Source organism: Streptomyces lycii, from assembly GCF_009735685.1.
In the GTDB taxonomy this organism is placed as follows: Bacteria; Actinomycetota; Actinomycetes; order Streptomycetales; family Streptomycetaceae; genus Streptomyces; species Streptomyces lycii.
The window spans coordinates 1-23,326 of record NZ_WHPN01000159.1 but is presented as its reverse complement, the minus strand read 5'-3'; the positions used below and the strand labels follow the sequence as shown (position 1 = coordinate 23,326).

The window sequence follows — 23,326 nt, the reverse complement described above, 5'->3', positions numbered from 1 at the left end:
CTCGTCGTGCGAGGTCGGGGCACCGGCGGGCAGCACGTAGGTCACGTACAGCACGACCGGTTCCGAGCCGTGATTGTGCCCGGTGTGGACCTGGTCGGCCTCCTCGACCAGCGTGTCCCCGGCCCGGGACACCTCGGTCGTGCAGTCGCTGAAGGTGCGGGTCAGCGTCCCGGACTTGACCACGGCGATGAGCCGGCCGGGGTGCTGGTGCCAGCCCGTGGTGCCGCCGGGCGCGATGGTGATCTCGCGCATCTTGACGTCCGTGGCGCCCTTGTTGCGGACCTGCACCGTCCGCTCGGACGTCCCCTCGGCCAGCTCGGTGCTGGTGACGCCCCTGCCGGGGGTGGCCCCGGCCGATCCCGGCAGCAGCGCCAGTCCCGCCAAGGTCATGCCCGCCACCGCGGTCCTGGCCACCCTGCGGCGCTGTCGTACGTCCACGACTGGTTCCCCCTCGACACGGTGTTCGGTTACGAAGGCCAAGACTAGCGGCGCCGGGTGCGCCGAGGAGGGCGTACGGGCCGCCGGCCGGCGAGCGGCGGCAGGACCGGGCGCGCGGTGTGCCGGACGGGCCGGCCGGACGCCGTGCCGGGACGAGGCCGCCCCCCGGGCGGACCCGCGGACGGGCCCGCCCGGGGGGCGGCAGGAGACGGCGGCTCAGCTCTCGCCCGGCGGCTCAGCTCTCGCCGAGGGGCGGCACGGTGCCGGTCCGGGCCACCTTCGCGTACCAGCCGGCGCTGGACTTGGGGATGCGCCGGTGCGTCGGGTAGTCGACGTACACCGCGCCGAACCGCTTGCTGTAGCCGTAGCCCCACTCGAAGTTGTCCATCAGCGACCACAGGAAGTAGCCGCGGACGTCGACGCCGGCCTCGATCGCCCGGTGCACCGCCGTGAGGTGGCCGTGCAGATAGGCGATCCGGTCCGGGTCGTGCACCTCGCCCTCGGGATTGGCGTAGTCGTCGAAGGCCGCTCCGTTCTCGGTGATCATCAGCGGCAGTCCGGGGAAGTCCGCCTTCACCCGCAGCAGCAGGTCGTACAGGCCGCTCGGGTCCACCGCCCAGCCCATGGCCGTCGTCGGCCCGGGCGGCAGGTGGAAGGCCACGTCGTCGCCGCCCGGCCAGGGGCTGAACGCGCTGGCGCCGTGCCCGTCGGAGCGGTGCGCGCTGCCGCCGGGCTCGGCGGCGGAGACGAGGGTCGGCGTGTAGAAGTTGACGCCCAGGAAGTCCAGCGGCGCCTGTGCCGTCCCGGTGTCCCCGTCGCGCACGAACGACCAGTCCGTGAGGTGCGCGGTGTCCTTCAGCACGTCCTCCGGGTAGGCGCCGCGCAGCATCGGGCCGGTGAAGACCCGGTTGGCGACGCCGTCGATGCGGCGGGCGGCGTCGGCGTCCTCCGCGCTGTCGGTCAGCGGCCGCACATGGTGCAGGTTGAGCGTCACGGAGACCTGTGTGCCGGCGGCGGTCCGGGACCGCAGCTCGCGGACGGCCAGCCCGTGCCCCAGGTTGAGGTGGTGGGCGGCGCGCAGCGCGTCGGCCTGATTGGTGCGCCCCGGCGCGTGCACCCCGGAGCCGTAGCCCAGGAAGGCGCTGCACCAGGGCTCGTTGAGCGTCGTCCAGGTCCGCACCCGGTCGCCGAGCGCGTCGGCCGCGAGGGCCGCGTACTCGGCGAAGCGGTACGCGGTGTCCCGCTCGGGCCAGCCTCCCGCGTCCTCCAGGTCCTGCGGCAGGTCCCAGTGGTAGAGGGTCGCGACCGGCTGGATGCCCTTCTCCAGCAGTTCGTCGGCGAGCCGCCGGTAGAAGTCCAGCCCCTTCTGCGACGCCGCGCCCCGGCCGCCGGGCTGGACGCGGGGCCAGGAGACCGAGAAGCGGTAGGCCCCCACGCCCAAATCGGCCATCAGCGCGACGTCCTCGCGCCAGCGGTGGTAGTGGTCGGTGGCGATGTCACCGGTGTCGCCGTTGCGCACCTTGCCGGGCGTACGGGAGTAGGTGTCCCAGATGGAGGGGGTGCGGCCGTCCACGTCCACGGCCCCCTCGATCTGGTAGGCGGCGGTCGCGGTGCCCCACAGGAAGCCGGGCGGGAACGTGCGCCCGGCTTCCGTCGCGGAGGCGGGGTCAGGGGATGAAGAGGCCACGAAGGGGTCCTTCCGGGGAGTGGTGGTACGGGTGCGGGGGCGGGGAATGGTCAGGGAAGGCCCGGCGAGCGGCCTCAGCCCTTGACCGCCCCCTGCATGATGCCGCCGACGATCTGCCGCCCGAAGACGACGAACATCAGCAGCAGCGGCAGGGTCCCGAGCAGGGCCCCCGCCATGATCAGGGACTGGTCGCGCACATAGCCCGCGCTGAGCTGGGTCAGGGCGACCGGGATGGTGGGGTTGTTCATGTCCAGGGCGATGAACGGCCAGAAGAAGTCGTTCCAGGCGTGCACGAACGTGATCATGAAGAGCACGGCCATCGCGGGACGGGCCACCGGCAGCACGATGCTCCAGAAGATCCGCAGGCTGTGGGCGCCGTCGACGCGGCCCGCCTCGATGAGTTCGTCCGGCAGCGCCTCGACGAGGTACTGCCGCATGAAGAACACGCCCACGGCGCTGACCAGGGTCGGGAAGATGACGGCCGGCAGCCGCTGGCCCCAGCCGAGGTCGCTCATCATCATGAACAGCGGTACGACGCTGAGCTGCGGCGGGATCATCATCGTCCCGATGACCAGGGTCAGCAGGATGTTGCGGCCCCGGAAGCGCAGCTTGGCGAAGGCGAAGCCGGCCAGCGTGGCGAACAGGACGGTCGCCACGGCGATCGTGCCGGCGACGATGAAGCTGTTGGTGAGCGCCTTGCCCATCGCGGCGTCCTCCCAGGCCGCCGCGAGGTTCTTGAAGAGGTTCGGGCCCGGCAGGAACGGCGGCGGGGTCTGGGTCACCCGGGTGTTGTCGGTCGATGCCGCGACCATCGTCCAGTACAGCGGGAAGAGCGAGGTGACCGCGGCCAGGATCAGCAGGAAGTAGGCGAGCGGACCGGCGTGGTGCTGGCGTCCGGCCTTCAGCCGGAAGGGCAGCCGCAGCCGGCGGCTGTCCGGGAAGGGCATGGGGCTCGGTGTCCGCTTGCGGGTGTCCCGCTTGCCGGGAACGGTTTCGGTGGTCATGGCGTTACCGCTTCCTGGGTGCGGACGGGCGGGACTTGGCGCGCTGCCACACGCGCTGGAGGACGAAGGCGAGGACGAGCAGCAGGAACATCGCCCAGGCGACCGTGGCGGCCCGTCCCATCTGGTAGTTCTTCCAGCCCTCCTCGTAGAGCAGCAGGCCCAGGGTCTGGTACTGGTTGTGTGTGCCGCCGGTGACGCCGTTCGGGCCCTGGCCGAAGATCAGCGGCTCCCCGAAGAGCTGGGTCGCTCCGATGGTGGACAGCACGATGGTGAAGACGATCGTCGACTTGATGCCGGGGATGGTCACCCGGGTGAACTGCTGCCAACGGGAGGCGCCGTCGATCGCCGCGGCCTCGTAGCGGTCCCGCGGGATGGCCTGCATCGCGGCCAGGTACAGCAGGGCGTTGTAGCCGGTCCAGCGCCAGATCACGATGGAGGAGATCGCCAGCTGGGCGGGCCACTTGTCGCTCTCCCAGTCGACGGGATCGAACCCGACGAGGCCCAGCCCCCAGTTGATCATGCCGAAGTCCCGCTGGAACAGCATGGTGAAGACCAGCGCCGCGGCACCGACCGACGTCGCGTACGGCGCGAGGGCCGCGACCCGGAAGAAGCCGGCGCCCCGCATCCGGTAGTTGAGCAGGTGCGCCAGGCCGAGCGCCATGAGCAGCTGGGGCACGGTGGAGATGACGCCGATGGTGAAGGTGTTGCCGAGCGCGTTCCAGAACTTCGCGTCGTTGACGAGCTCGACGTAGTTCTCGAACGCCACCCACTCCATCAGGTCCATCGTCGCCAGTTCCACGTCGTGCAGGGAGATCCAGCACGTGTAGACCAGCGGATAGAAGCTGAAGGCTCCGAAGATGATGAAGAACGGGGCGACGAAGGTGTAGGGCGCCGCTCCCATGTCCAGGCGGTGGAACAGGTTCCGCCACTTCTGCCGGGGGTTGTCCCCCGTACGTCCGGGGCGGGGCCCTCCGGCGGAACCGGCCGGGGAGACCGAGGTGGAGGTGGCCACGGAGGGCTTCCTTCCCTGAGGTGCGCTTGATAAGGACGGGGGAGGCCCCGGCGGCCGGGCGTTGTCACGCCGCGGCCGCCGGGCACCTCAACGGGCGGACCGGGTCAGCCGGCGGTCTTCTGGACGCGCTCGTCGGTGGTCTTCCAGGCCTCTTCGGGGCTCTGGTCGCCGTCCTCGATCAGCTGGAGACCCTGCGAGAAGGTGTCCTTGATGGTGCCGTCCTTGCGGCCGAGGACCTGCTCGTCGGGGATCTCCTTGGCGGCGTCACCGAAGATCTTGCCGATCGGCGCGCCACCGAAGTACTCGGACTTCGCGTCGGCCACCTTCGGGTCCTCCAGGGCCTCCTGCGAGGACGGGAAGTTGCCGAGCTCCTGGAAGAGGTACGCCTGCTGCTCCGGCGCCGTCAGCCAGGCGACCAGCTTCTTCGCCTCCTCCTTGACCGGGCTGTCCTCCATCACCCCGAGGAAGGAACCGCCCCAGTTGGCGCCCTGAGGAGCCTTGGCGACGTCCCACTTGCCCTTGTTCGCCGGTCCGGCCTTCTCGCTGATGTGGGCGAGCATCCACGCCGGGCACACCGTGGTGGCGAACGTGCTGTTGGCCAGTCCCGGGTCCCAGCCGGGCTGGAACTGCCGCAGCTTGGCGGTCAGGTCCGCGGTGGCGGCCTCCGAGGCCAGCTCCCACGCCTCCTTGACGGCGGGGTTGGTCTTGTGGATCAGCTCGCCTTCCTTGTTGTAGAACTGCTCGGGGCTGCCGTAGATCATCGCGTTGAACAGGCCGGAGGCGCTGTCGAGGTAGGAGACCTTGTCGTCCTTGTAGTCGGACTTGAACTTCTTGCCCGCCTCGACGTAGCCCTCCCAGCCGTCCTCCCACAGCTTCGCGACCTCGTCGCGGTCGGTGGGCAGGCCGGCTTCCTCGAACATGTCCTTGCGGTAGCAGACGGCCATCGGGCCGATGTCCGTGCCCAGGCCGATCACCTTGTCGTCCGGGGTGGTGACCTGGCTCAGCTTCCAGGGCAGGAAGTGGTCGGTGCCCTTGACCCCGGACAGGTCCGCGAACTTGTCCGCCTGGGTGTCGACGAGCTCCTTGGCCCGGCCGATCTCTATGCCCTGGATGTCCTTGAGCCCGCTGCCGCCCGCCAGACGGGTCTGCAGCGCCGTGTAGTAGCTCTGCTCGTCGCCCGCGACCTCGGCCTCGACGACGACGTCCGGGTTCTCCTTCATGTAGCGCTCGAGGAGGTCGGTCTCCTTGAATCCCATGACGCCGAACAGCCCCATGGTGATCTTGACCTTGCCGTCCTCGGTCTTCCCGCTGTCGCCGCTGTCCCCGCCGCCACAGCCCGCGACCAGCGCTAGGGAGACGGCCGCCGCGGCCGCGGCTACGACTCTTGTACCGAATGGCTTGCGCGCACTGCCCATCGTGTCCTCCTTGTGGCGGCGCCTGGAGCGCCGGACTGCTGGCTCATCGAGGCCGTCCCACAGAGCAAGCAGCAGTGGGATCGTTCCCAAAGCCGAGTGGGAGCGATCCCACCGGGGTTGCTGATGACTGTGTGACCCAAAGGCGATGACGTCAAGAAGAGAAGTCGTGTCCGTTACGAGACCGTGTCCGGGGCTCTTGTCACGGCCGGGGCAGCTGGTGCAAGGTCTGGCACAATGCGCTGATGAGCGCTGTACGCGGCGCTACGAGGGAAGGGGCGATGGCGGGCCATGGGCACCAGTCAACGGCCAACTATTAAAACCGTCGCCGCACGCGCCGGGGTGGGACGCACCACCGTCTCCCGGGTTCTCAACGGATCGCCTCTGGTCAGCGACGCCGCCAAGGCCGCGGTGCAGGCAGCGATCAGCGAACTCAACTACGTGCCCAGCTCCGTCGCCCGCAGCCTGGTGACGAGCCGCACCCAGTCCGTCGCCCTGGTGATCCCGGAGTCGGAGAGCAGGCTGGGCTCCGAACCGTACTTCTCCGCGGTGATCCGCGGCGTCAGCACCGGGCTCTCCGACACCCCGTTCCAGTTGCTGCTGATCCTCGTGCGCGACCAGCGGGAACTCGACCAGCTCCGGGACTTCCTGGCGGCGCGCCGCGTCGACGGCGTCCTGCTGGTCTCGGTGCACCGGGACGACCCGCTGCCTGCGCTGCTGGAGGAGTTCGGGCTGCCGGCCGTGCTGGCCGGACGCCGGTCGGCCGCCGAGTCGCTGAGCCACGTCCACTCCGACAACGCGGGCGGGGCCGCGGAGGCCGTGCGCCACCTGCTGCGCCGCGGCCGCCGTACGATCGCGACCATCACCGGCCCGCTCGACATGGACGTCGGCCACAGCAGACGCCAGGGCTGGCGGGACGCGCTGCGGGAGGGCGGTGCCGACGCCTCCGAGGCCCTCGCGGAGCCGGCCGACTTCACCGAGGAGGGCGGCCGGCGCGCGATGCGCGCGCTCCTGGAGCGCCGGCCCGGTCTGGACGCGGTGTTCGCGGCGTCGGACGTGATGGCGGCGGGCGCGCTCGCCGAACTGCGCCGGCACGGCCGCCGCGTGCCGGAGGACGTGGCGGTGGTCGGCTTCGACGACTCGATCGTCGCCCGGCACACCGACCCGCCCCTGACCAGCGTGCGGCAGCCGGTCGAGGAGATCGGCAGCACGATGGCCTCGATTCTGCTGGAGGAGATGGACGAGGCGGACGAGGCGGACCGGCCCGGTGGGGGACGGCGCCAGGTCCTCCTGCCCACCTCGCTCGTGGTCCGCGAGTCCAGCTGACCTCCGCCGGGCGCCCGAGGGCCCCCGCCCCGCGGGCCCCGCGGGCAGATCAGGTTGAAGCTTTCAACCACCTTGCGCGACATCGTCGTTCAGGGGCATCCGGTCTGATAACTTCTGTCCGGCGCCGCTCGGACGGGTGTCCGGCCGAGGTGGCGGACTGCCGCCACGCAAGGCCGTTCGGAGGTGACGGGGTGGCCAGGTTACGGCCGATGAATGCCTCGACGGCCCGGTTGATCGTGCTCGGCAAACGGCTGAAGGATCTCCGGCTGGCGTCGGGGGTGACGTACCAGCAGGCGGCCGGTGCCCTGGGCGTGAGCGAGCTGACGATCCGCCGCATGGAGAAGGGCGAGGTCGGGCTCAAGGTCCTCTACGTCAGGACGCTCCTGGAGCGGTACGGCGTGACGGCCCGCGACGACGTCGACTCCTTTCTCGCCATGGTCGAGGCCGCCAACCGGCCCGGCTGGTGGCACCGTTACCGGGACGTGGTGCCCGACTGGTTCAAGGGGTACGTGGCGCTGGAGGAGGAGGCCCACGTGATCCGGGCCTACGAACCGCACTACGTCCCCGGCCTGCTCCAGACCGAGAACTACGCGCGCAGCGTGCTCCGGGCCGGCCGCCCGTACGACGACTCCGAGGAGTTCGAACGCCGGGTCGCCGTGCGGCTGGAGCGGCAGAAGCTCCTCGCCCGGCCCGGCGCGCCCCGGCTCTGGGTGGTCCTGGACGAGACCGTGCTGCGCCGGCCCGTGTCCGGGCCCGAGGTGATGCGGGAGCAGATCGACCATCTGATCGAGATGGGCGCGGCCCCCAACGTCGCGGTGCAGATCATGCCGTTCGCGCTCGGACTGCACCCCGGCATGTACGGCCCCTTCCACATCTTCCGGTTCCCCCATCCGGAGCTGGAGGACGTCGTCTACCTGGAGAACCTCGTCGGTGCCGTGTACCTCGACGAGTACCACGACGTCGCCCCGTTCTCGGAGGCCATGGACCGGATGGGCGCACAGGCGCTGCCGCTCGACCGCACCGAGGCGGCCCTCGCCGCCATCCGCAAGGAGATCTGAAGGGAAGGGCCGCCTCCACATGGCCGAGAACATGAGCTGGACCCAGCAGGACCCAGGTTTCTCCCCGCCGGAGATCGACACCACCCGGCCCAGCGTCGCCCGGGTCTACGACGCCGTGCTGGGCGGCAAGGACAACTACCCCGTGGACCGGGAGCTGACCGAGCAGTTGATGGCGGCGTTCCCCGACGGCGGCAGGGGCGCCGTCATCAACCGGGCGATGCTCGGCCGCGCCGTGCGCCACATGAGCGGCGCGGGGATCGACCAGTTCCTGGACCTCGGCTCGGGACTGCCCACGGTGCAGAACACCCACGAGATCGCCCAGTCGGCCAATCCGCGGGCGAAAGTCGTCTACGTCGACAACGACCCGATCGTGCTGGCCCACGGCAACGCCCTGCTGGCCGACAACCGGTCGACCGCGGTCGTGGCCGGCGACCTCCGGGAGCCGGAGCGGATCTTCGCCCATTCCGGGGTGAGCGACGCGCTCGACCTGCGGCGCCCGGTCGGACTGATCATGAACGCGGTGATCCAGCACGTCCTCGACGAGGAGGACCCGGTCGGCATCATCGGCAGGTACAAGGAGATGATGGCGCCCGGCAGCTATCTGCTGCTCACCCACTTCTGCTCCTCCACCCCGGAGGCCCGCAGGCTGGAGTCGGTGCTGCTGCAGGCCCTCGGCCGCGGCCAGCTCCGCTCGATGGCGCAGATCGCCGGTTTCTTCGAGGGGCTGGAGATCACCGAACCGGGTGTGGTCTATCTGCCGTACTGGCGGCCCGACGAGCCGGTCGCCGCCCCGCTGGACATCAGCGGTCTGCTCTACGGCGGCGGTCTGGGCCGCAAGCCGGGAGGCGAGGAATGAGCCCGGACACCGCCCCGCGCCGGGTGTTCGTCACCGGATCCGCCGACGGCATCGGCCGCGAGACGGCGTCGGTCCTCGCCGCCGGAGGACACCGGGTGGTGCTGCACGCCCGGGACGCGTCGCGTGCCGAGGAGGCCCTGGCGGCGGTGCCGAAGGCGGCGGACGTGCTGGTCGGCGACCTGGCCTCGCTGGCGGAGACCCGCGAGCTGGCGCGGGCGGCCGCCGGGGCGGGCCCGTTCGACGTGGTGATCCACAACGCGGGTGTCGGCGGCGGCGTGCCCCGTCGGGAGGTCACCGCCGACGGGCTGGAGCGCATCTTCCAGATCAACGTCGTCGCCCCGTATCTGCTGACGGCACTGATGCCGCCGCCGCGCCGGCTGGTGTACCTGACCTCCGGTCTGGAGTCCCGGGGGACACCGGCGCTGGACGATCTGCAGTTCACCGGCCGGCCCTGGGACGGCATGCAGGCGTACGCCGACTCCAAGCTGTACGACGTGATGCTGGCGTTCGCGGCCGCCCGCCGGCTGCCGGACACGCTCTCCAACGCCGTGGACCCCGGCTGGATCAGGACCAGGCTCGGCGGCCCGGAGGCGACGGACGCGCTGCCGGAGGGCGCGGAGACGCAGGTCTGGCTGGCCACGGACGACTCCGCCGGTGCCACCGTCACCGGCCGCTACTTCAAGCGCCGCCGCGAACTGACGGCTCATCCGGCCGCGGGCGACACACAGGTCCAGGAACGTCTGCTGGCGGCCCTGGCGGAGCTGACCGGGACGCCGTTCCCGGACGCCCGGCGGTAGCCGGACACGCGGGAGGGGTCCCGGCCGGCGGCCGGGACCCCTCCGTCAGCGGGGTGAGAACGGGCTCAGCACTTGTGCGGGGCCTTGCCGATGTTCTCGATGTAGCGGGCGGCCGCCCAGGCCCACTTGCCGTCGGCCAGCTTGTACCAGCGCGGGTTGCCGTCCACGACGTCCTTGCTCGTGACCTTGCACTCGATGCGCACGTGCTGACCCGGGTTCAGGGAACCGATGACGCGGGCCTTGCGGGTCGGGCCGGAGCGGACGTTGAGCGGGATCTTGGAGATGACCCGGCCCTTGTAGTAGCGGCGCTTGTCGTAGGTCGCCGCCTGGGTCTCCCGGGCGTCCTCGGTCGTGACGACCGGGGCGGCCGCCATCTGCGCCTCGGGGCGCTCCGTGGCGGCGGCCGGGCCGGCCAGGGTGGCGGCGGCGAGTGCGCCGGTGGCGGCGCACAGAGTGATCTTGCTGAACTTCGACTGCAGCATGGTGCCTGTCTCCTGCGGAGGTGAGATCCCGTACGGGACCTGGGGGTGCGGGTGTCGGGCATGATGACCGGCGTTGACTAATCGCATGGTCTGCCCGCAAAAGGGACGTTATGCACATGCCGCAGCGTGTGCAACTTGTCACGATCTGTACGGGTGCGGGTGGCTCCTCCAGATGAGCCGCCCGCCGGGCGGCCCCGTCACCTCGGCGGACGGGTCAGGCGGGCAGCACCCAGATCGGATTGGAGTAGAACCACAGATCCCGCCACGGGTCCGCGTCGCCGGGCACGTCGACCGCCGGGCCGGCGGGGTCGACCGAGGCTCCGCCCGGACCGACCGCCGTACGGTTGCCGTCGGTGCCCCGGAGCCGGACGTACAGCGGACGGTCGACCCGGCCGAGCCGGTGGCTGAGGCGCACCGTGCCGGTGGAGCGGCCGACCTCGAAGGAGGCGGCGACCCGCGCGGTCGGCGCGGTGAAGGCGTCCGGGTCGGAGACCGGACCGGTGACGTCGCCGTGGATGACGTCCACCCGGGCCAGCCCGGGCACGAACTGCGCCCAGTTGGGCCCGTTCGCCAGGGCGATGCCGATGCTCAGCTCCACCTCGGTGCCGCGCGCGACGTGCAGCGATCCGCCCAGCGTGGCCCACCGGCCGCCCCCGCGCAGCCGCGCGTCGAGCCCGCTGATCAGGCCCCCGTGGTCGACCCAGACCCGGCCGGCCCGGATGCCGTCCATGACGGCGGCGTACGAGAAGCCGTCCGCGCCCACATGGGTGCGGCTGTACTGGCCGGGCCAGTAGTCTCCCTGCGCCAGGTCCGGCCCGCCGGAGTACACCGGGTCGGTGTGCCGCCCGTTGGCCTCGAAGTCGCTGTCGGGCCCGCCGCGCTCGGCGGTGTCGGCGTAGACGTTGTGCGAGTCGGAGTTGGCGGTGATCCACCACGGCTTGCCCTCGGCGAGCAGGCTGTCCCACAGGCCCCCGACGGTCGCGGTCATCCAGTCGAAGCCGCCCCAGGTCCGGTAGCTCTCCCTGGGGTACGCGGCGAAGGACGCGTCCCCGGGCCCGCCGTCGTAGAGCCCGCGGCCGCGGCCCATGCCGGCGGGCGCGGGGATGCCCGCCGCCTGGTGGCCGGGGGCGCCCTCCATGCCCACGGCGATGCGGTGGCCGGGGGAGGTGGCGTCGCGCCAGGCCCGTAGCTCGTGCGGGGAGTCGATGCCCTTGCGGGCCGGGTGGTTCGCGAGCATCAGCGCGTCCCGGACCTTGCGGTGCCGGACCTGTTCACCCAGGAAGCGCAGCCCGGAGACGGCCAGGGCCTCCTGCTCGCGGACGCCGCCGCTCACGTCGCGCACGCTGCCGTCGAAGGTGTTCTCGAACTCCTTGAGGACCGCTACCTCGTTCCGGCCGGGGTGCACGAAGACGGTGCCGTGCTCGGCGGACGGGATGTTCCACTCCAGGCCCTGGAAGACCAGGGAGTCACGGAACTCCTCCCGCGCCCGGCGGATGTCCGGGTTCACCTTCTCCACGCCGATCCTGGCGTGGGTCTCGCTGCCGTGGTCGGTGATGACCAGCCAGTCCAGGCCGTGCCGCGAGCCCTGGCGCACCTGGTCCGTGACCCGGTACTTGCCGTCACTGCTGTACTGGGTGTGGATGTGGTGGTCACCCGCCAGCCACAGGAAGCCCTTGCCCTTGCGGCCCGCGCGGGGCGCGGCCGTGGCGGGAGCCGCCGCCGCGCCGCCCAGCACCCCGGCCCCGGCCAGGCCCGCGCCGAGCAGTCCGGTACGGCGGAGCAGGGACCGGCGGCCGAGCTGGGCGGGTGTCAGCTCGGCGTCGGGCACGGAGCCGTCGAGCGCGGGAGGCAGGGCGCCCGCGGTCTCGCCCGGCTCGTGGTGGTGGTCGTGCCCGTGGTGGTGATGGCCGTGGCCCATGCCGACTCCTCGCCCGGTGCGGATGTCCCAGCTGCTCCGCACAGATGCTCCGGACGCGGGATGAATCGGCGGTGACGGCCGTACGTCCGGAGGATGTTGAATGCCGGACGATCATGAGGGCGGGCCGGCTCACCCGGACGCCGTGGTCCGCAGCGAGCCGAGCGCGGCGGCCAGGCTCTCGGTGTCGTGCGGCCCGGTGTGCCGGCGGTCGCCGACGAAGAACGTCGGGGTGCCGCGCGCCCCGCTCGCCTCCGCGCCCGCCACGTCCGCCCGGATCCGGGCGGCGGTCCGCTCGTCGTCCAGATCGCGCAGGAACCGTTCCACATCGAGGCCGAGTTCCGCGGCGTATCCCGCCAGATCCTCGTACTCCAGCTCGTCCTGATGCCGGAACAGCAGGTCGTGCATCTCCCAGAAGCGGTCCTGCGCGGCCGCCGACTCCGCGGCCCGGGCGGCCGCCTCCGCCCGCGGGTGGACGTCGGGCAGCGGCAGATGGCGGAACACGTAGCGCAGGTCGTCCCCGAACCGCTCCCGCAGCTCCCGGGCCACGCCCGTCGCCTTGGCGCAGAAGGGGCACTCGAAGTCGCCGTACTCGACGAGCGTCAGCGGCGCGTCCGCCGGTCCGCGCACATGGTCCGTGCCGGTCCGCACGGGCCGGTCGAGCACCCGCGGCAGATCCGCCGTCCGCTCACCGCGCAGGACGGCGGCGAGCCGGAACGCCACCCAGCCCGTCAGCGTCGACACCACCGCGGCCAGCAGCACCCCCACCGTCGCCTCGTCGCGCAGCGCCCGGTCCTCGAAGGCCAGCTGGACGATCAGCAGCGAGACGGTGAACCCGATGCCCGACAGCGCCGCGCCGCCCAGCACCTGCCCCGGCCCCACCCCCTGCGGCAGCCGGCCGAGCCCGAGCCGCGCGCCGCCCAGGGCGCCCGCCGCGATCCCGGCCGGCTTGCCCGCGGAGAGGCCCAGCACCACGCCCCAGGTGACGGGGGAGGTGAGCGCGTCGGTGAGGACGCCGCCCCGCAGGTCGATGCCCGCGTTGGCGAGGGCGAACAGCGGGACGACCACGAAGCCGGTCCACGGGTGCAGCGCCGTCTGGAGGCGCTCGTTCACGGAGATCGCCCGGGCCAGCCCGGCCTTGGCGGAGGCGCCGACGCCGGGCATCGGCGACTGCCGGAACGCCCGGAACAGCGACGCGGCCCCCTCCACCTCCTGCCGTCGCGGCGCGCGGGCCGCGACCAGCAGGCCGGCCGCCATGCCGGCGATCGACGCGTGCAGCCCGCTCTCCTCGGTGGCCAGCCACAGCGCGCAGACCACCACCACGTAGACGGAGGCGCGCCAGGCGCCGCGCCGGCTGAGCACGGCCAGCACCAGCAGACAGCAGCCGGCGGCGAGCAGCGGCGGCACGCGGAGCGAGTCGGAGTACACCACTCCGATCACGCTGACCGCGACGATGTCGTCGATCACCGTCAGCGTCAGCAGGAACAGCCGGAGCTGGGTGGAGAACTCGGGGCCGACGAGCGCCAGCGTGCCCAGCAGGAAGGCGGTGTCCGTGCCGATCACGACACCCCAGCCGCCGGCCGCCGCGCCCGACGGGTTGAGCGCCAGATACAGCACCGCGGGCACGGCCATCCCGCCGAGCGCGGCGACCACCGGCAGCACCGCGCGCCGCCGGTCGGTCAGCTCACCGAGGGAGAACTCCCGGCGCACCTCCAGGCCGATGACGAAGAAGAACAGCCCCATGAGGCCGTCGTTGACCCAGTGCCGCAGATCCAGGTCGAGTTCCGCGGCACCCGCCCGCACCGAGGCATGCGTCTCCCACAGCGCCTCGTACGAGGCCGACCAGGGGGAGTTCGCCCAGGCCAGGGCCACGGCCGACGCCGCGAGAAGCATGCCGGCGCTGCCCGCCTCGGTACGGGTGAAGGCCCGCAGCGGCCCGGACAGCTGCGCGAGCAGGTCCCGGCGCTTCCCCGTGGTCTGCTGCCGCCGGTCGCGCAGCCGGCCCGGAAGCCGGACCCGCGCCACCGTCACGCCCCCGGAACCGGTGCCGGCGCGGCGGACGAGGGACGGTGCAGGTGACTGATCACGTGAAGGACCCCGCTCGATGCGTTCCTGGTGGCCGGCGGTGGTGCGGATCCGCGTCCGCGGACGGCGCGCGCCGTCCCCGCCGGCGGGGGAGGGGAGGGGCGGGCGGCCCCGGACGGTACGCCGGTCACGCTATCGGCGGTCCGGCCGGGCTGCCACCGGTGACCGCGCCGGCTGACCGGACGTCAGCGGCGCGCCGGAGCGTGCCGCCGTGCCGGTGCGCTGCCCGGACGGGCCGGGGGCGTTGGTGCGTTCGGCGGCATGCGGGAACGGCTCCGGTGGCGGTATTCCGCCGGACACCTAATGTCGGAAATGCGTGGTGCGTCCGTACGGGCGTTCCCGGACCGGACTGAGTGAGGGCCGATGGTGGAACACGGTGAACGCCGGCGCGGGTACCGTGCCGGGCTCGGCGGCGAGATGCTCGCCGAGTTCCTGGGCACGTTCGTACTGATCCTGCTCGGCACCGCCGCCGTCGCGGTGGCGGTCGCGGGCCTCCCGGGATCGGGCCGGCAGGCGGAGCCGTTCGGCCCCGCGAGCTGGCTGATCATCGCGTTCGGCTGGGGCTTCGCCGTCGTGTTCGGCATCTATGTGGCCGGCGGGATCACCGGGGCGCACATCAATCCGGCGGTCACCCTCGCCTTCGCCCTGCGGCGCGGCTTCGCCTGGTGGAAGGTGCTGCCGTACTGGCTGGCGCAGTTGGCGGGCGCCTTCGTCGCCGCCATGCTGACGTACGCCGTCTACCGGTGGGCGATCGACGCGTTCGACAAGGCCGAGGGGCTGAGCCGGGACGAGTCCCTGAGCACCTACTCGATCTTCGCCACCTTCCCGGCCGAATACTTCGGCGGTTCGGTCTGGGGCCCGCTGCTCGACCAGATCGTCGGCACCGCGGTCCTGGTGCTGCTGGTCTGTGCGGTCGCCGACCTGCGGAACACCGGCCCCGGCGCCAATCTCGGTCCGTACGTCATCGGCATGATCGTCCTCGTCATCGGGCTGACGTTCGGCCCCAACGCCGGATACGCGATCAACCCCGCCCGGGACTTCGGCCCCCGGCTGTGGGCGTACTTCGCCGGCTGGGGTGAGATCGCCCTGCCGGGCACGTACGAGTGGTTCAGCAACTACTGGTGGATCCCGATCGCCGGGCCGCTGGCCGGGGGAGTGGTGGGCGTGCTCGTCTACGACGCGTTCATCGGGCAGATCGTCGCGGCCCGCGCCCGCGGGCCGGAGCCGGGCCGGCTGCCCACCGAGGAGACGCAGTCGAAGTGAACCGGGGCACCGGGCGGTCACCCGGTGCCACCTTGACCCGGTGCGGCCCCGGGCCGCACAATGGCCCCATGATCAAGCACTCGTTCCAGGCGGCGGGGTTCTCCTGTACCCCGGACCGCTGCGGGTGCGCACGGTCCGGCCTCTAGCGTCGCGAAGGGTCTCCGGCAGTCGGCGTCAAAAGCCCACCGGAGACATCGGACAGCCCCCCCCCGCACACCCCGGATCCCGGACCCGCGCGGGCCGCTGTCCTTTTTCCGTGTCCTTCCGGGACACCCCTCTCACCCGGCGAGCCCCCGCGGCTCGCCCGCTGTCCGTACCCGCGCGCCGCGACCGCCCGTCGGTCACGCATCTTCAGGAGAGTCATGACGATCACCACCCCCGCGGCCCCCGCCGCACCGGTCCCCGCCCAGCTGCGCGAGGCCCGGATCCCCGAGGACGGCCTGTACGAAGGGCGGCGGCTGCTGCGCCGGCTGCCCGAAGGCACGGAAGAACGCCCCTACGAGCACTTCGAGGTCGTGCCGCAGGGCCGCACCATCGGCGCGGAGATCCGCGGCATCGACCTCTCGCGACCGCTCACCCCCGTGCTGCGCGAGGAGCTGAACCGGGCACTGCTGGAGTGGAAGGTGCTCTTCTTCCGCGCCCAGCACCTGACGTCCGAGGCGCAGCGGGCCTTCGCCCGCAACTGGGGCGAGCTGGAGGTCAACCCGCTGCTGGCGGGCGGCTCGTCGCCGGACGTGGTGCTCTTCGACAAGGGCGCCGGCACCACGCCGACGTTCGAGAACGTCTGGCACACCGACGTCACCTTCCGCGAGAAGCCCGCGCTCGGCGCCGTACTCCAGCTGCGCGAGGTTCCGCCGTCCGGTGGCGACACGATGTGGGCCGACATGGCCGCCGCCTACGACAACCTGCCGCAGTCGGTGAAGGACCGCATCGACGGCGCCACGGCCGTGCACGACTTCATCCCCGGTTTCATCCGCTTCTACGGGCCCGAGCGCCTCGTTCCGCTCCAGGACGAGTTCCCGCCCGTCGAGCACCCGGTCGTGCGCACCCATCCGGAGTCCGGGCGGCGGATGCTGTTCGTCAACACCTCCTTCACCACGCACATCACCGGGATGGACCGGGCGGAGAGCGACCGGCTGCTGCGCTTCCTCTTCCAGCAGGCGCACGTCCCGGAGTACCAGGTGCGGTTCCGCTGGCAGGCGGGGGACATCGCGTTCTGGGACAACCGCGCCACCCAGCACTACGCGGTGGACGACTACGTGCCGCACCGCCGGGTCGCCGAGCGGGTGGCGATCGCGGGTGACCGCCCGTACTGATCCGGGCTTGCCGTCCGGGCCCGGTGGTCCGGGCCTTGCGGGCCGGTCCGGTTCCTGCGGGCCGGGCCCTGTGCTCCGGTCCCGTCCGTCCCGTTCCGTCCGATCGCGACCGGCGGAGCCGCCGCCCCGGTGCCCTGCGCGCCGGGGCGGCGGCATGTTCCGGGGGTGGCCTCTTCGCGGCGGGGCCTGCGGGTCCGGCGGCCTTGCCGGTGCGGCGGTCTTTCCGTCCCGGCGGCCTTGCCGGTGCGGCGGCCTTCCGGAGCGGGGATTCAGCTCTCGTCGCGCGGCGGGACGGGCCGCAGCTCCAGCTCGTCGAGCACTGCCGCGGCCAGGTCCGCGGCGACCGGTTCGTACGTCCGGGCGAGCGAGCGGAAGAGCTTCTCGGCCCGGATCGCCGGCCAGTCCTCGGGCAGGTGCTCGGCGGGCAGATGCGGATCCTGCCGGACGAGCTGAAGCCAGTCGGTGTGCAGCAGCAGTTGCCGGGCCAGGTCGTCCGGCGCCGAGGGCAGGGGGCGGCGGCTGCCCCAGCGGTCGAGGAACGCCCGGTAGCCGGCGGCGATCCCGGAGGTGTCGAATGCCTTCTCCACCAGGTCCGCGGACTCGGTCGGCTTGCGGGCCTGCGCCGTCAGCACGGTCACGTGCTCGCCGAGCCCCAGCGGCGCCAGGATCGCGTCGACGTCCTTGCTGCCCGGCGCCGCCCACAGCCCGCTCTGCAGCAGCCCGAACCCCGCCCACACCAGCTGGGAACGCAGGTCGTGCCGCTCGCTCCGCCGGCTGTCGGGCAGTGAGTAGCCCACGACGGTCCAGGTGCCGTCCCAGTCCCGGTTGACCGCGCCGGTCTCCCATATCCGGCGGTGTCCGTCCCGCAGGACGTCCTCGGCGTGGCCGGTGAGGCCGAAGTAGACCTTCCGGCCCTGCCGGTGACGCGCGAGCAGATTGCGTTTGACCATGCGGGCCAGTGTCGAGCGGACGGCCTCCTCGGACACCCCGACGCGGGCGAACACGTCGATGACGCTGCCCGAGTAGACGGCTGTGTCCCGGCCGAGGACGTAGATGCCGAGGAAGCTGAACATCAGGGACTGCGGCCGTGCGGCCGGTGTCCGTGCCTGGTTCTCGTCGCTGCTGGGCGTCACGCGTAGAGCCTAGTCGGCTCCAATCTTGTGCACAATCTTGACGGGCGTCGAAGAAGCGACGTACGTTCGCCGCCGAGTCGGGCCGCCGAGTCGGGCCGTCGGAACCGGAAGAGACCGGAAGAGACCGGAAGAGGGAGCCGTGCCCATGGAGCAGGATCTGTCGGGGCTGGACCTGTCGGGGAGGGCCGCCGTCGTCACCGGGAGCGGACGGGGACTGGGACTCGCCTATGCCGAGGCCCTGGCCGCCGCCGGCGCGTCCGTCGTCGTCAACGACGTCGACGCGGCGGCGGCCCGTGGTGCGGCCGAGAGGATCACCGAGGCTGGCGGCACCGCCGTGGCGCACCCCGCGCCGGTGGGGGACACCGCGACGGCCGAGGCCCTCGTCGACCGTGCCGTGGCCGAGTTCGGCCGCCTCGACGTCATGGTCACCAACGCCGGCATCCTGCGGGACCGGGTGCTCTGGAAGATGTCCGACGAGGACTTCGACGACGTCGTCGGGGTCCATCTGCGCGGCACCTTCACCTGCGCCCGCGCCGCCGCCGTCCGCATGCGCGAGCAGGGCACCGGCGGACGGCTGGTCCTCATCTCCTCGCCGGCCGGCCAGCGCGGCAACTTCGGCCAGACCAACTACGCGGCCGCGAAGGCCGGCATCGTCGCCATGGCCCGCACCTGGGCCATGGAGCTGGCCAGGGCCGGGATCACCGTCAACGCCGTCGTACCCGTCGCCGCCACCGAGATGACCAGGACCATCCCCGCCTTCGCGCCCGCCATCGAGGAAGCCGAACGCACCGGGAACCCGCTCCCGGCACGGCTCCGCAGGGACGAGGGACTCGGCACCGTCGAGGACGTCGCGCCGCTGATCGTCTACCTCGCCTCCGACGCCTCGGCGGACGTGACCGGCCAGGCCATCGGCATCGGCGGCGACAAGCTCACCCTCTGGACCCACCCGCGCGAGAAGGATCCCGTGTACGCCGACGGCGGCTGGACCGCCGACGCCATCGCCCGGTCCTGGAAGACGGGCCCCGGCGCCGAACCGGAGACCTACGGCATCCCCGCACCCCGCGCCGCCGGGGAGCAGGCGTGACCTCCGGCCCCGACCCCGCCGCGCTGACCGCCATCGACGTGCACACCCACGCCGAGGTGTCCGCCGACGGCCACGGCTCGCTCAGCCCGGAACTCTTCGGCGCCTCCGCCGCGTACTTCAAGACGCACACCGAGCGGCAGCCCACCATCCCGCAGATGGCCGACCACTACCGGCAGCGCCGCATGGCGGCCGTCGTCTTCACCGTCGACGCCGAACACGCGACCGGCCACCCCAGGATCTCCAACGAGGAGATCGCCGACAGCTGTGCCGAGCACGCCGACACCTTGATCCCGTTCGCGAGCATCGACCCGCACAAGGGCCGCGCCGGGGTCCGGGAGGCCCGCCGGCTGGTGGAGCGGTACGGGGTGCGCGGTTTCAAGTTCCACCCGGGCATCCAGGGCTTCTTCCCCAACGACCCCCTGGCCTACCCGCTCTACGAGGCCATCGAGGAGCTGGGTGTGCCGGCCCTCTTCCACACCGGCCAGACCGGCATCGGCGCCGGTGTCCCCGGGGGCGGCGGCATCCGGCTCAAATACTCCAACCCCCTCTTCGTCGACGACGTCGCCGTCGACTTCACCGAACTCCGCGTCATCCTCGCGCACCCCTCCTTCCCCTGGCAGGACGAGGCCCTGGCCGTCGCGACCCACAAGCCGTACGTTCACATCGACCTGTCCGGCTGGTCCCCGAAGTACTTCCCGCCGCAACTCGTCCGCTACGCCAACAGCCTCCTCCAGGACAAGGTGCTCTTCGGCTCCGACTACCCGGTCATCACCCCGGACCGCTGGCTGGCCGACTTCGCCCGGCTCGACATCAAACCCGAGGTCCGCCCCAAGATCCTCAAGGACAACGCGGCGCGGCTGCTCGGTCTCGCCTGAATCCCCCCGCCCCACCTCGCCCTCTCGCCCCGCCTCACCTCACCCCGCCCCGGGCCGCCGCCCCGCCCCGAACAGGGAGCACACATGACGATCACCGCCCACGGCACCGAGGAGCTGAAGGCCCTCGCCGGCCGCGACCTCGGCACCACCGACTGGCTCGACATCACCCAGGAACGCGTCAACACCTTCGCCGACGCCACCGGCGACCACCAGTGGATCCATGTCGACCCGCGGCGCGCGGCGAGCGGCCCGTTCGGCGGCACCATCGCCCACGGCTATCTGACCCTCTCCCTCGTCATCCCGCTCTTCGGCGACCTGCTGCGGATCACCGGGGTCTCCATGAGCGTCAACTACGGCCTGGACCGGGTGCGCTTCCCGAGCCCCGTCCCCGTGGGCAGCAAGATCCGGCTCGCCGGCACCGTCGGCGCCGTCACCGAGGTCGCCGGAAACGGCGTCCAGATGGAGCTGGACTTCACCGTCGAGACCGACGGCCAGGACAAGCCCGCGTGCGTCGCGCGGGCCCTGTACCGGCACTACGCCTGAGCCGGTGCGCAGCGGACACGTCACCACAGCCAAGGGACGGTCATCATGGCGAACACCGCACCACCCGGCGACAGCACACAACTGCACCGTGCCGTCGCGTCCAGCTTCATCGGCAGCGTGATCGAGTACTACGACTTCCTCCTCTACGCCACCGCCTCCGCCGTGGTCTTCAGCAAGGTCTTCTTCACCGACCTCGACCCGCTGGCCGGCACCGTGGCGAGCCTCGGCACCTTCGCCGCCGGCTATGTCGCCCGCCCGCTCGGCGGCATCCTCTTCGGCCACTTCGGCGACCGGCTCGGCCGCAAACGCATGCTGGTCATGACGATGACCATGATGGGCGTGGTGAGCTTTCTCATCGGAGTCCTGCCCACCTACGACCAGGTGGGCAGCTGGGCCGCCGTCATGCTGGTGCTCCTCCGCGTCCTCCAGGGCGTCGCCGTGGGCGGCGAGTGGGGCGGCGCCGTACTGATGTCCGCCGAACACGCCACCTCCCGGCGCGGGTTCTGGTCCGCCTTCACCAACGCCGGGGCGCCCTTCGGCATGGTGCTGTCCACCGGGGCGCTCACCGGCACCGCAGCGGCCGTCGGCGAGGACGCCTTCCTCGCCTGGGGCTGGCGGATACCGTTCCTGCTCAGCCTGGTCCTGCTGGGCGTCGGCCTCTTCGTACGGCTGCGCGTCGCGGAGACCCCCGTCTTCACCGCCGCGGCGGGCCCGCCCGGCACCGCCCCGGCGGCCGGAGAGGCTGTGCCGCCCGGCGCACCCGGCGCACCCGGCGGGCCGGCCGCGCCCGGCAAGCCCGGCCGGAGGCAGACGCCGGGCGGGACCGGCCTCCCGCTGCTCGACGTCCTGCGTCACCACCCCCGGAACCTGCTCCTCGCGATCGGCGTCGGACTGTCCGCCTTCGTCGCCCAGGGCACGCTCACCACGTTCGTCATCGCCTACGGAGTCCAGACCGGCTATCCGCGGCAGACCGTGCTCAACGCGCTGACCCTCTCCTCCGCCCTCGCCGTGCTCGGCATCGTCGGCTGGTCGGCGCTGTCCGACCGGGTCGGCCGCCGCCCCGTCTTCCTCGCCGGCGCCGTCACCATGGCCGTCTTCAGCTTCGCCCTCTTCCCGCTGATCGACACCGGCGACGCCGCCCTGCTCACCCTCACCCTCGTCCTCGGCCAGGCCGTCATCCACCCGATGATGTACGGGCCGCTCGCCGCGCTGTGCACCGAACTGTTCAGCACCCGGAGCCGCTACACGGGAGCCTCGCTCGGCTACCAGATCGCCGGACTCGGCGCCGGATTCGCCCCGCTGCTCTTCGCCGAGATCCAGCGCGCGAGCGGCGGCGGCACCGCGGCCACCACCTCCGTCTCCCTGGTCATCACCGCCTTCTGCGTCCTCACGGTGGTCTGCGTGCTGTTGCTGCGCGAGACCAGCGGGCAGGACCTCACCGCAGAGCCCGCCACCACCGGCACCCGGTCCGCGGGCACCGTCCCCGGTCCGCTCGCCGGGACCTGACCCGAGGAGCTGATGATGCGGAACGAGGGCATCGGATCCTGGCCCGCCCGGCGCGCCCGGCTGTCACCCGGCCGCACGGCCCTGCTCCACCAGGGCACCGCGGTCACCTACGCCGAGCTGTACGAACGCGTCACCAGGCTGGCGTCCCGGCTGCGGGCCGACGGTGTCCGCCCCGGCGACCGGGTGGCGTATCTCGGGCCCAACCACCCGGCGTTCGTCGAGACCCTGTTCGCCACCCACACGCTCGGCGGCGTCTTCGTCCCGCTGAACTTCCGGCTGGCCGCACCCGAACTCGACTACATGCTGGAGCAGTCCGGCAGCACCGTGCTGGTCCACGCCCCCGAGTGCGCCCGAACGGCCGCCGCCCTCGAAGCCCGCGAGCGGCTGCGGACCGTCCTCGCGCTCGGCGATCCCGCCGCCGGGGAGCACGCGTACGCCTCCTGGATCACCGGCGGCGACCCCGAGCCGATCGATGTCGCCGTTCCGCGCGACGCGCCCGCGCTCATCCTCTACACCTCCGGCACCACGGGCCGCCCCAAGGGCGCCACCCTCACCCACGACAACCTCATCTGGAACACCCTCAACATGCTCGTCGGCGTCGATGTCGCCGCGGACGAGGTGACGCTCATCAGCGCCCCGCTCTTCCACGTCGCCGCGCTCAACCAGACCCTGCTGCCGACGTTCCTCAAGGGCGGCACCAGCGTCGTCATGCCGTCCTGGGACGTGGACGCCTGCTACGACCTGGTGGCGGAACACCGGGTCACCTGGATGTTCGGCGTCACCGCGATGTTCGCCGCCTTCGCCCGCTCGCCCCGGTGGGCGGACGCCGACCTCTCCTCGCTGCGCAACCTGATGGCCGGCGGCGCGCCCGTCCCGGAGGCGCTCATCCGTACGTACCAGGAACGCGGTCTGGTGTTCTGCCAGGGCTACGGGCTCACCGAGACGGCACCCGGCGCGACGTTCCTGGAAGCGGCGGCGAGCACCGACAAGGCGGGGTCGGCGGGCCTGCCGGCCTTCTTCACCCAGGTCAGGGTGGTCCGACCGGACCTGACGGACACCGAACCGGGGGAGCGCGGCGAGGTCGTCGTCAAGGGCCCGAACGTCACCCCCGGATACTGGGAGCAGCCGGAGGCCACGGCCGCCGCCTTCTCCGGGGACGGCTGGTTCCACTCCGGCGACATCGCCACCCTCGACGAGGACGGCTACATCTACATCCTCGACCGGGTCAAGGACATGTACATCTCCGGCGGGGAGAACGTCTATCCCGCCGAGGTCGAGGGCGTGCTGTTCGCGCACCCCGACGTCACGGAGTGCGCGGTCGTCGGAGTGCCCGACGAGCGCTGGGGCGAGGCAGGCCGGGCGTTCGTCGTCCTCCGTCCCGGCAGCGGGACCTCGCACGAGGAACTGCGGTCCTTCCTCGCCGGGCGGCTGGCGAAATACAAGGTGCCCGTCCACTTCGACACGGTGGACAGCCTGCCCCGCACCGGATCCGGCAAGGTCCTCAAGCAGCGGCTCCGCGAGCTGGGCGGGCCCT

General features: G+C 72.1%; 20 protein-coding genes. 11 read left to right on the top strand and 9 right to left on the bottom strand.

The genetic code is table 11. The features are described 5' to 3' along the window. From GCU69_RS06800 to GCU69_RS06780, 5 genes are all read right to left on the bottom strand, one after another. The coding region (locus GCU69_RS06800; protein WP_235978287.1) for a cupin domain-containing protein at positions 1-438 on the bottom strand (438 nt) is incomplete at its 3' end. A 235-nt stretch (positions 439-673) separates the two neighbouring features. Beyond that, a complete protein-coding gene (locus GCU69_RS06795; RefSeq protein WP_156205400.1) occupies positions 674-2,125 on the bottom strand; it encodes a GH1 family beta-glucosidase in 1,452 nt (483 codons plus the stop codon). A 74-nt stretch (positions 2,126-2,199) separates the two neighbouring features. Continuing rightward, positions 2,200-3,129, bottom strand: a complete 930-nt coding sequence (locus GCU69_RS06790) for a carbohydrate ABC transporter permease (RefSeq protein ID WP_098754236.1) — start codon at positions 3,127-3,129, stop codon at positions 2,200-2,202. Positions 3,130-3,133: 4 nt separating this feature from the next. After that, on the bottom strand, positions 3,134-4,141 hold the full coding sequence (locus tag GCU69_RS06785; RefSeq protein ID WP_156205399.1) for a carbohydrate ABC transporter permease: 1,008 nt from the start codon (positions 4,139-4,141) through the stop codon (positions 3,134-3,136). Between the two features lie 104 nt (positions 4,142-4,245). Then, the gene (locus GCU69_RS06780; protein ID WP_098754234.1) at positions 4,246-5,556 is read right to left on the bottom strand and encodes an extracellular solute-binding protein; all 1,311 of its coding nucleotides are present in this window, start codon (positions 5,554-5,556) and stop codon (positions 4,246-4,248) included. A 288-nt stretch (positions 5,557-5,844) separates the two neighbouring features. Between GCU69_RS06780 and GCU69_RS06775 the strand changes: the two genes are divergently transcribed. The 4 genes from GCU69_RS06775 to GCU69_RS06760 all read left to right on the top strand — a co-directional run bounded on the left by GCU69_RS06775 (position 5,845) and on the right by GCU69_RS06760 (position 9,590). After that, positions 5,845-6,879 (top strand): LacI family DNA-binding transcriptional regulator, encoded by a 1,035-nt coding sequence (locus GCU69_RS06775; protein WP_098754233.1) that lies wholly within the window; start codon positions 5,845-5,847, stop codon positions 6,877-6,879. A gap of 209 nt (positions 6,880-7,088) precedes the next feature. Beyond that, on the top strand, positions 7,089-7,937 hold the full coding sequence (locus GCU69_RS06770; protein WP_098754232.1) for a helix-turn-helix domain-containing protein: 849 nt from the start codon (positions 7,089-7,091) through the stop codon (positions 7,935-7,937). Between the two features lie 19 nt (positions 7,938-7,956). Next, complete coding sequence (locus GCU69_RS06765; RefSeq protein ID WP_235978285.1) at positions 7,957-8,793, top strand: SAM-dependent methyltransferase; 837 nt, start codon at positions 7,957-7,959, stop codon at positions 8,791-8,793. Next, positions 8,790-9,590, top strand: coding sequence for an SDR family NAD(P)-dependent oxidoreductase (locus GCU69_RS06760; protein WP_098754231.1), 801 nt, complete (start codon positions 8,790-8,792; stop codon positions 9,588-9,590). Before GCU69_RS06765 ends, GCU69_RS06760 begins: the two co-directional genes overlap by 4 nt. A 65-nt stretch (positions 9,591-9,655) precedes the next feature. On the opposite strand, the gene GCU69_RS06755 is transcribed toward GCU69_RS06760, so the two are convergent. From GCU69_RS06755 to nhaA, 3 genes are all read right to left on the bottom strand, one after another. Continuing rightward, the gene (locus tag GCU69_RS06755; protein ID WP_098754230.1) at positions 9,656-10,072 is read right to left on the bottom strand and encodes an SH3 domain-containing protein; all 417 of its coding nucleotides are present in this window, start codon (positions 10,070-10,072) and stop codon (positions 9,656-9,658) included. Between the two features lie 214 nt (positions 10,073-10,286). Continuing rightward, positions 10,287-11,990: a PHP domain-containing protein gene (locus GCU69_RS06750; RefSeq protein WP_156205398.1), complete on the bottom strand. Its 1,704-nt coding sequence runs from the start codon at positions 11,988-11,990 to the stop codon at positions 10,287-10,289. 129 nt (positions 11,991-12,119) lie between these two features. Then, positions 12,120-13,985, bottom strand: a complete 1,866-nt coding sequence (nhaA, locus tag GCU69_RS06745; protein ID WP_456243371.1) for a Na+/H+ antiporter NhaA — start codon at positions 13,983-13,985, stop codon at positions 12,120-12,122. Positions 13,986-14,489: 504 nt separating this feature from the next. Here nhaA and GCU69_RS06740 point away from each other — a divergent pair. Together GCU69_RS06740 and GCU69_RS06735 are read left to right on the top strand one after the other, a co-directional pair. Then, entirely contained in the window at positions 14,490-15,335 is an 846-nt protein-coding gene (locus GCU69_RS06740; protein ID WP_176604541.1) for an MIP/aquaporin family protein, read from the top strand. 362 nt (positions 15,336-15,697) lie between these two features. After that, positions 15,698-16,651 carry a TauD/TfdA dioxygenase family protein gene (locus GCU69_RS06735; RefSeq protein WP_156205397.1) on the top strand — a complete coding sequence of 318 codons (954 nt, stop codon included), beginning with the start codon at positions 15,698-15,700 and terminating at the stop codon, positions 16,649-16,651. Positions 16,652-16,920: 269 nt separating this feature from the next. Here GCU69_RS06735 and GCU69_RS06730 read toward each other — a convergent pair whose 3' ends face one another. Beyond that, entirely contained in the window at positions 16,921-17,784 is an 864-nt protein-coding gene (locus GCU69_RS06730; protein ID WP_235978283.1) for a PaaX family transcriptional regulator, read from the bottom strand. Between the two features lie 157 nt (positions 17,785-17,941). Between GCU69_RS06730 and GCU69_RS06725 the strand changes: the two genes are divergently transcribed. The 5 genes from GCU69_RS06725 to GCU69_RS06705 all read left to right on the top strand — a co-directional run. Further along, the gene (locus tag GCU69_RS06725) at positions 17,942-18,868 is read left to right on the top strand and encodes an SDR family NAD(P)-dependent oxidoreductase (protein WP_306474081.1); all 927 of its coding nucleotides are present in this window, start codon (positions 17,942-17,944) and stop codon (positions 18,866-18,868) included. Next, positions 18,865-19,743 carry an amidohydrolase family protein gene (locus GCU69_RS06720; protein WP_156205396.1) on the top strand — a complete coding sequence of 293 codons (879 nt, stop codon included), beginning with the start codon at positions 18,865-18,867 and terminating at the stop codon, positions 19,741-19,743. Before GCU69_RS06725 ends, GCU69_RS06720 begins: the two co-directional genes overlap by 4 nt. Positions 19,744-19,827: 84 nt before the next feature. After that, positions 19,828-20,286 carry a MaoC family dehydratase gene (locus tag GCU69_RS06715; protein ID WP_156205395.1) on the top strand — a complete coding sequence of 153 codons (459 nt, stop codon included), beginning with the start codon at positions 19,828-19,830 and terminating at the stop codon, positions 20,284-20,286. Between the two features lie 45 nt (positions 20,287-20,331). Continuing rightward, on the top strand, positions 20,332-21,792 hold the full coding sequence (locus GCU69_RS06710) for an MFS transporter (RefSeq protein ID WP_156205394.1): 1,461 nt from the start codon (positions 20,332-20,334) through the stop codon (positions 21,790-21,792). Between the two features lie 15 nt (positions 21,793-21,807). Next, positions 21,808-23,326: acyl-CoA synthetase (locus GCU69_RS06705; RefSeq protein ID WP_098755052.1), on the top strand; the 1,519-nt coding region annotated here is incomplete at its 3' end.

Coding starts and splice junctions, on each gene's coding strand:
- GCU69_RS06790 (WP_098754236.1), bottom strand. CDS start 3,129: ATGACCACCGAAACCGTTCCCGGCAAGCGGGACACCCGCAAGCGGACA.
- GCU69_RS06780 (WP_098754234.1), bottom strand. CDS start 5,556: ATGGGCAGTGCGCGCAAGCCATTCGGTACAAGAGTCGTAGCCGCGGCC.
- GCU69_RS06775 (WP_098754233.1), top strand. CDS start 5,845: ATGGGCACCAGTCAACGGCCAACTATTAAAACCGTCGCCGCACGCGCC.
- GCU69_RS06770 (WP_098754232.1), top strand. CDS start 7,089: ATGAATGCCTCGACGGCCCGGTTGATCGTGCTCGGCAAACGGCTGAAG.
- GCU69_RS06765 (WP_235978285.1), top strand. CDS start 7,957: ATGGCCGAGAACATGAGCTGGACCCAGCAGGACCCAGGTTTCTCCCCG.
- GCU69_RS06760 (WP_098754231.1), top strand. CDS start 8,790: ATGAGCCCGGACACCGCCCCGCGCCGGGTGTTCGTCACCGGATCCGCC.
- GCU69_RS06755 (WP_098754230.1), bottom strand. CDS start 10,072: ATGCTGCAGTCGAAGTTCAGCAAGATCACTCTGTGCGCCGCCACCGGC.
- GCU69_RS06750 (WP_156205398.1), bottom strand. CDS start 11,990: ATGGGCCACGGCCATCACCACCACGGGCACGACCACCACCACGAGCCG.
- GCU69_RS06740 (WP_176604541.1), top strand. CDS start 14,490: ATGCTCGCCGAGTTCCTGGGCACGTTCGTACTGATCCTGCTCGGCACC.
- GCU69_RS06735 (WP_156205397.1), top strand. CDS start 15,698: ATGACGATCACCACCCCCGCGGCCCCCGCCGCACCGGTCCCCGCCCAG.
- GCU69_RS06715 (WP_156205395.1), top strand. CDS start 19,828: ATGACGATCACCGCCCACGGCACCGAGGAGCTGAAGGCCCTCGCCGGC.
- GCU69_RS06710 (WP_156205394.1), top strand. CDS start 20,332: ATGGCGAACACCGCACCACCCGGCGACAGCACACAACTGCACCGTGCC.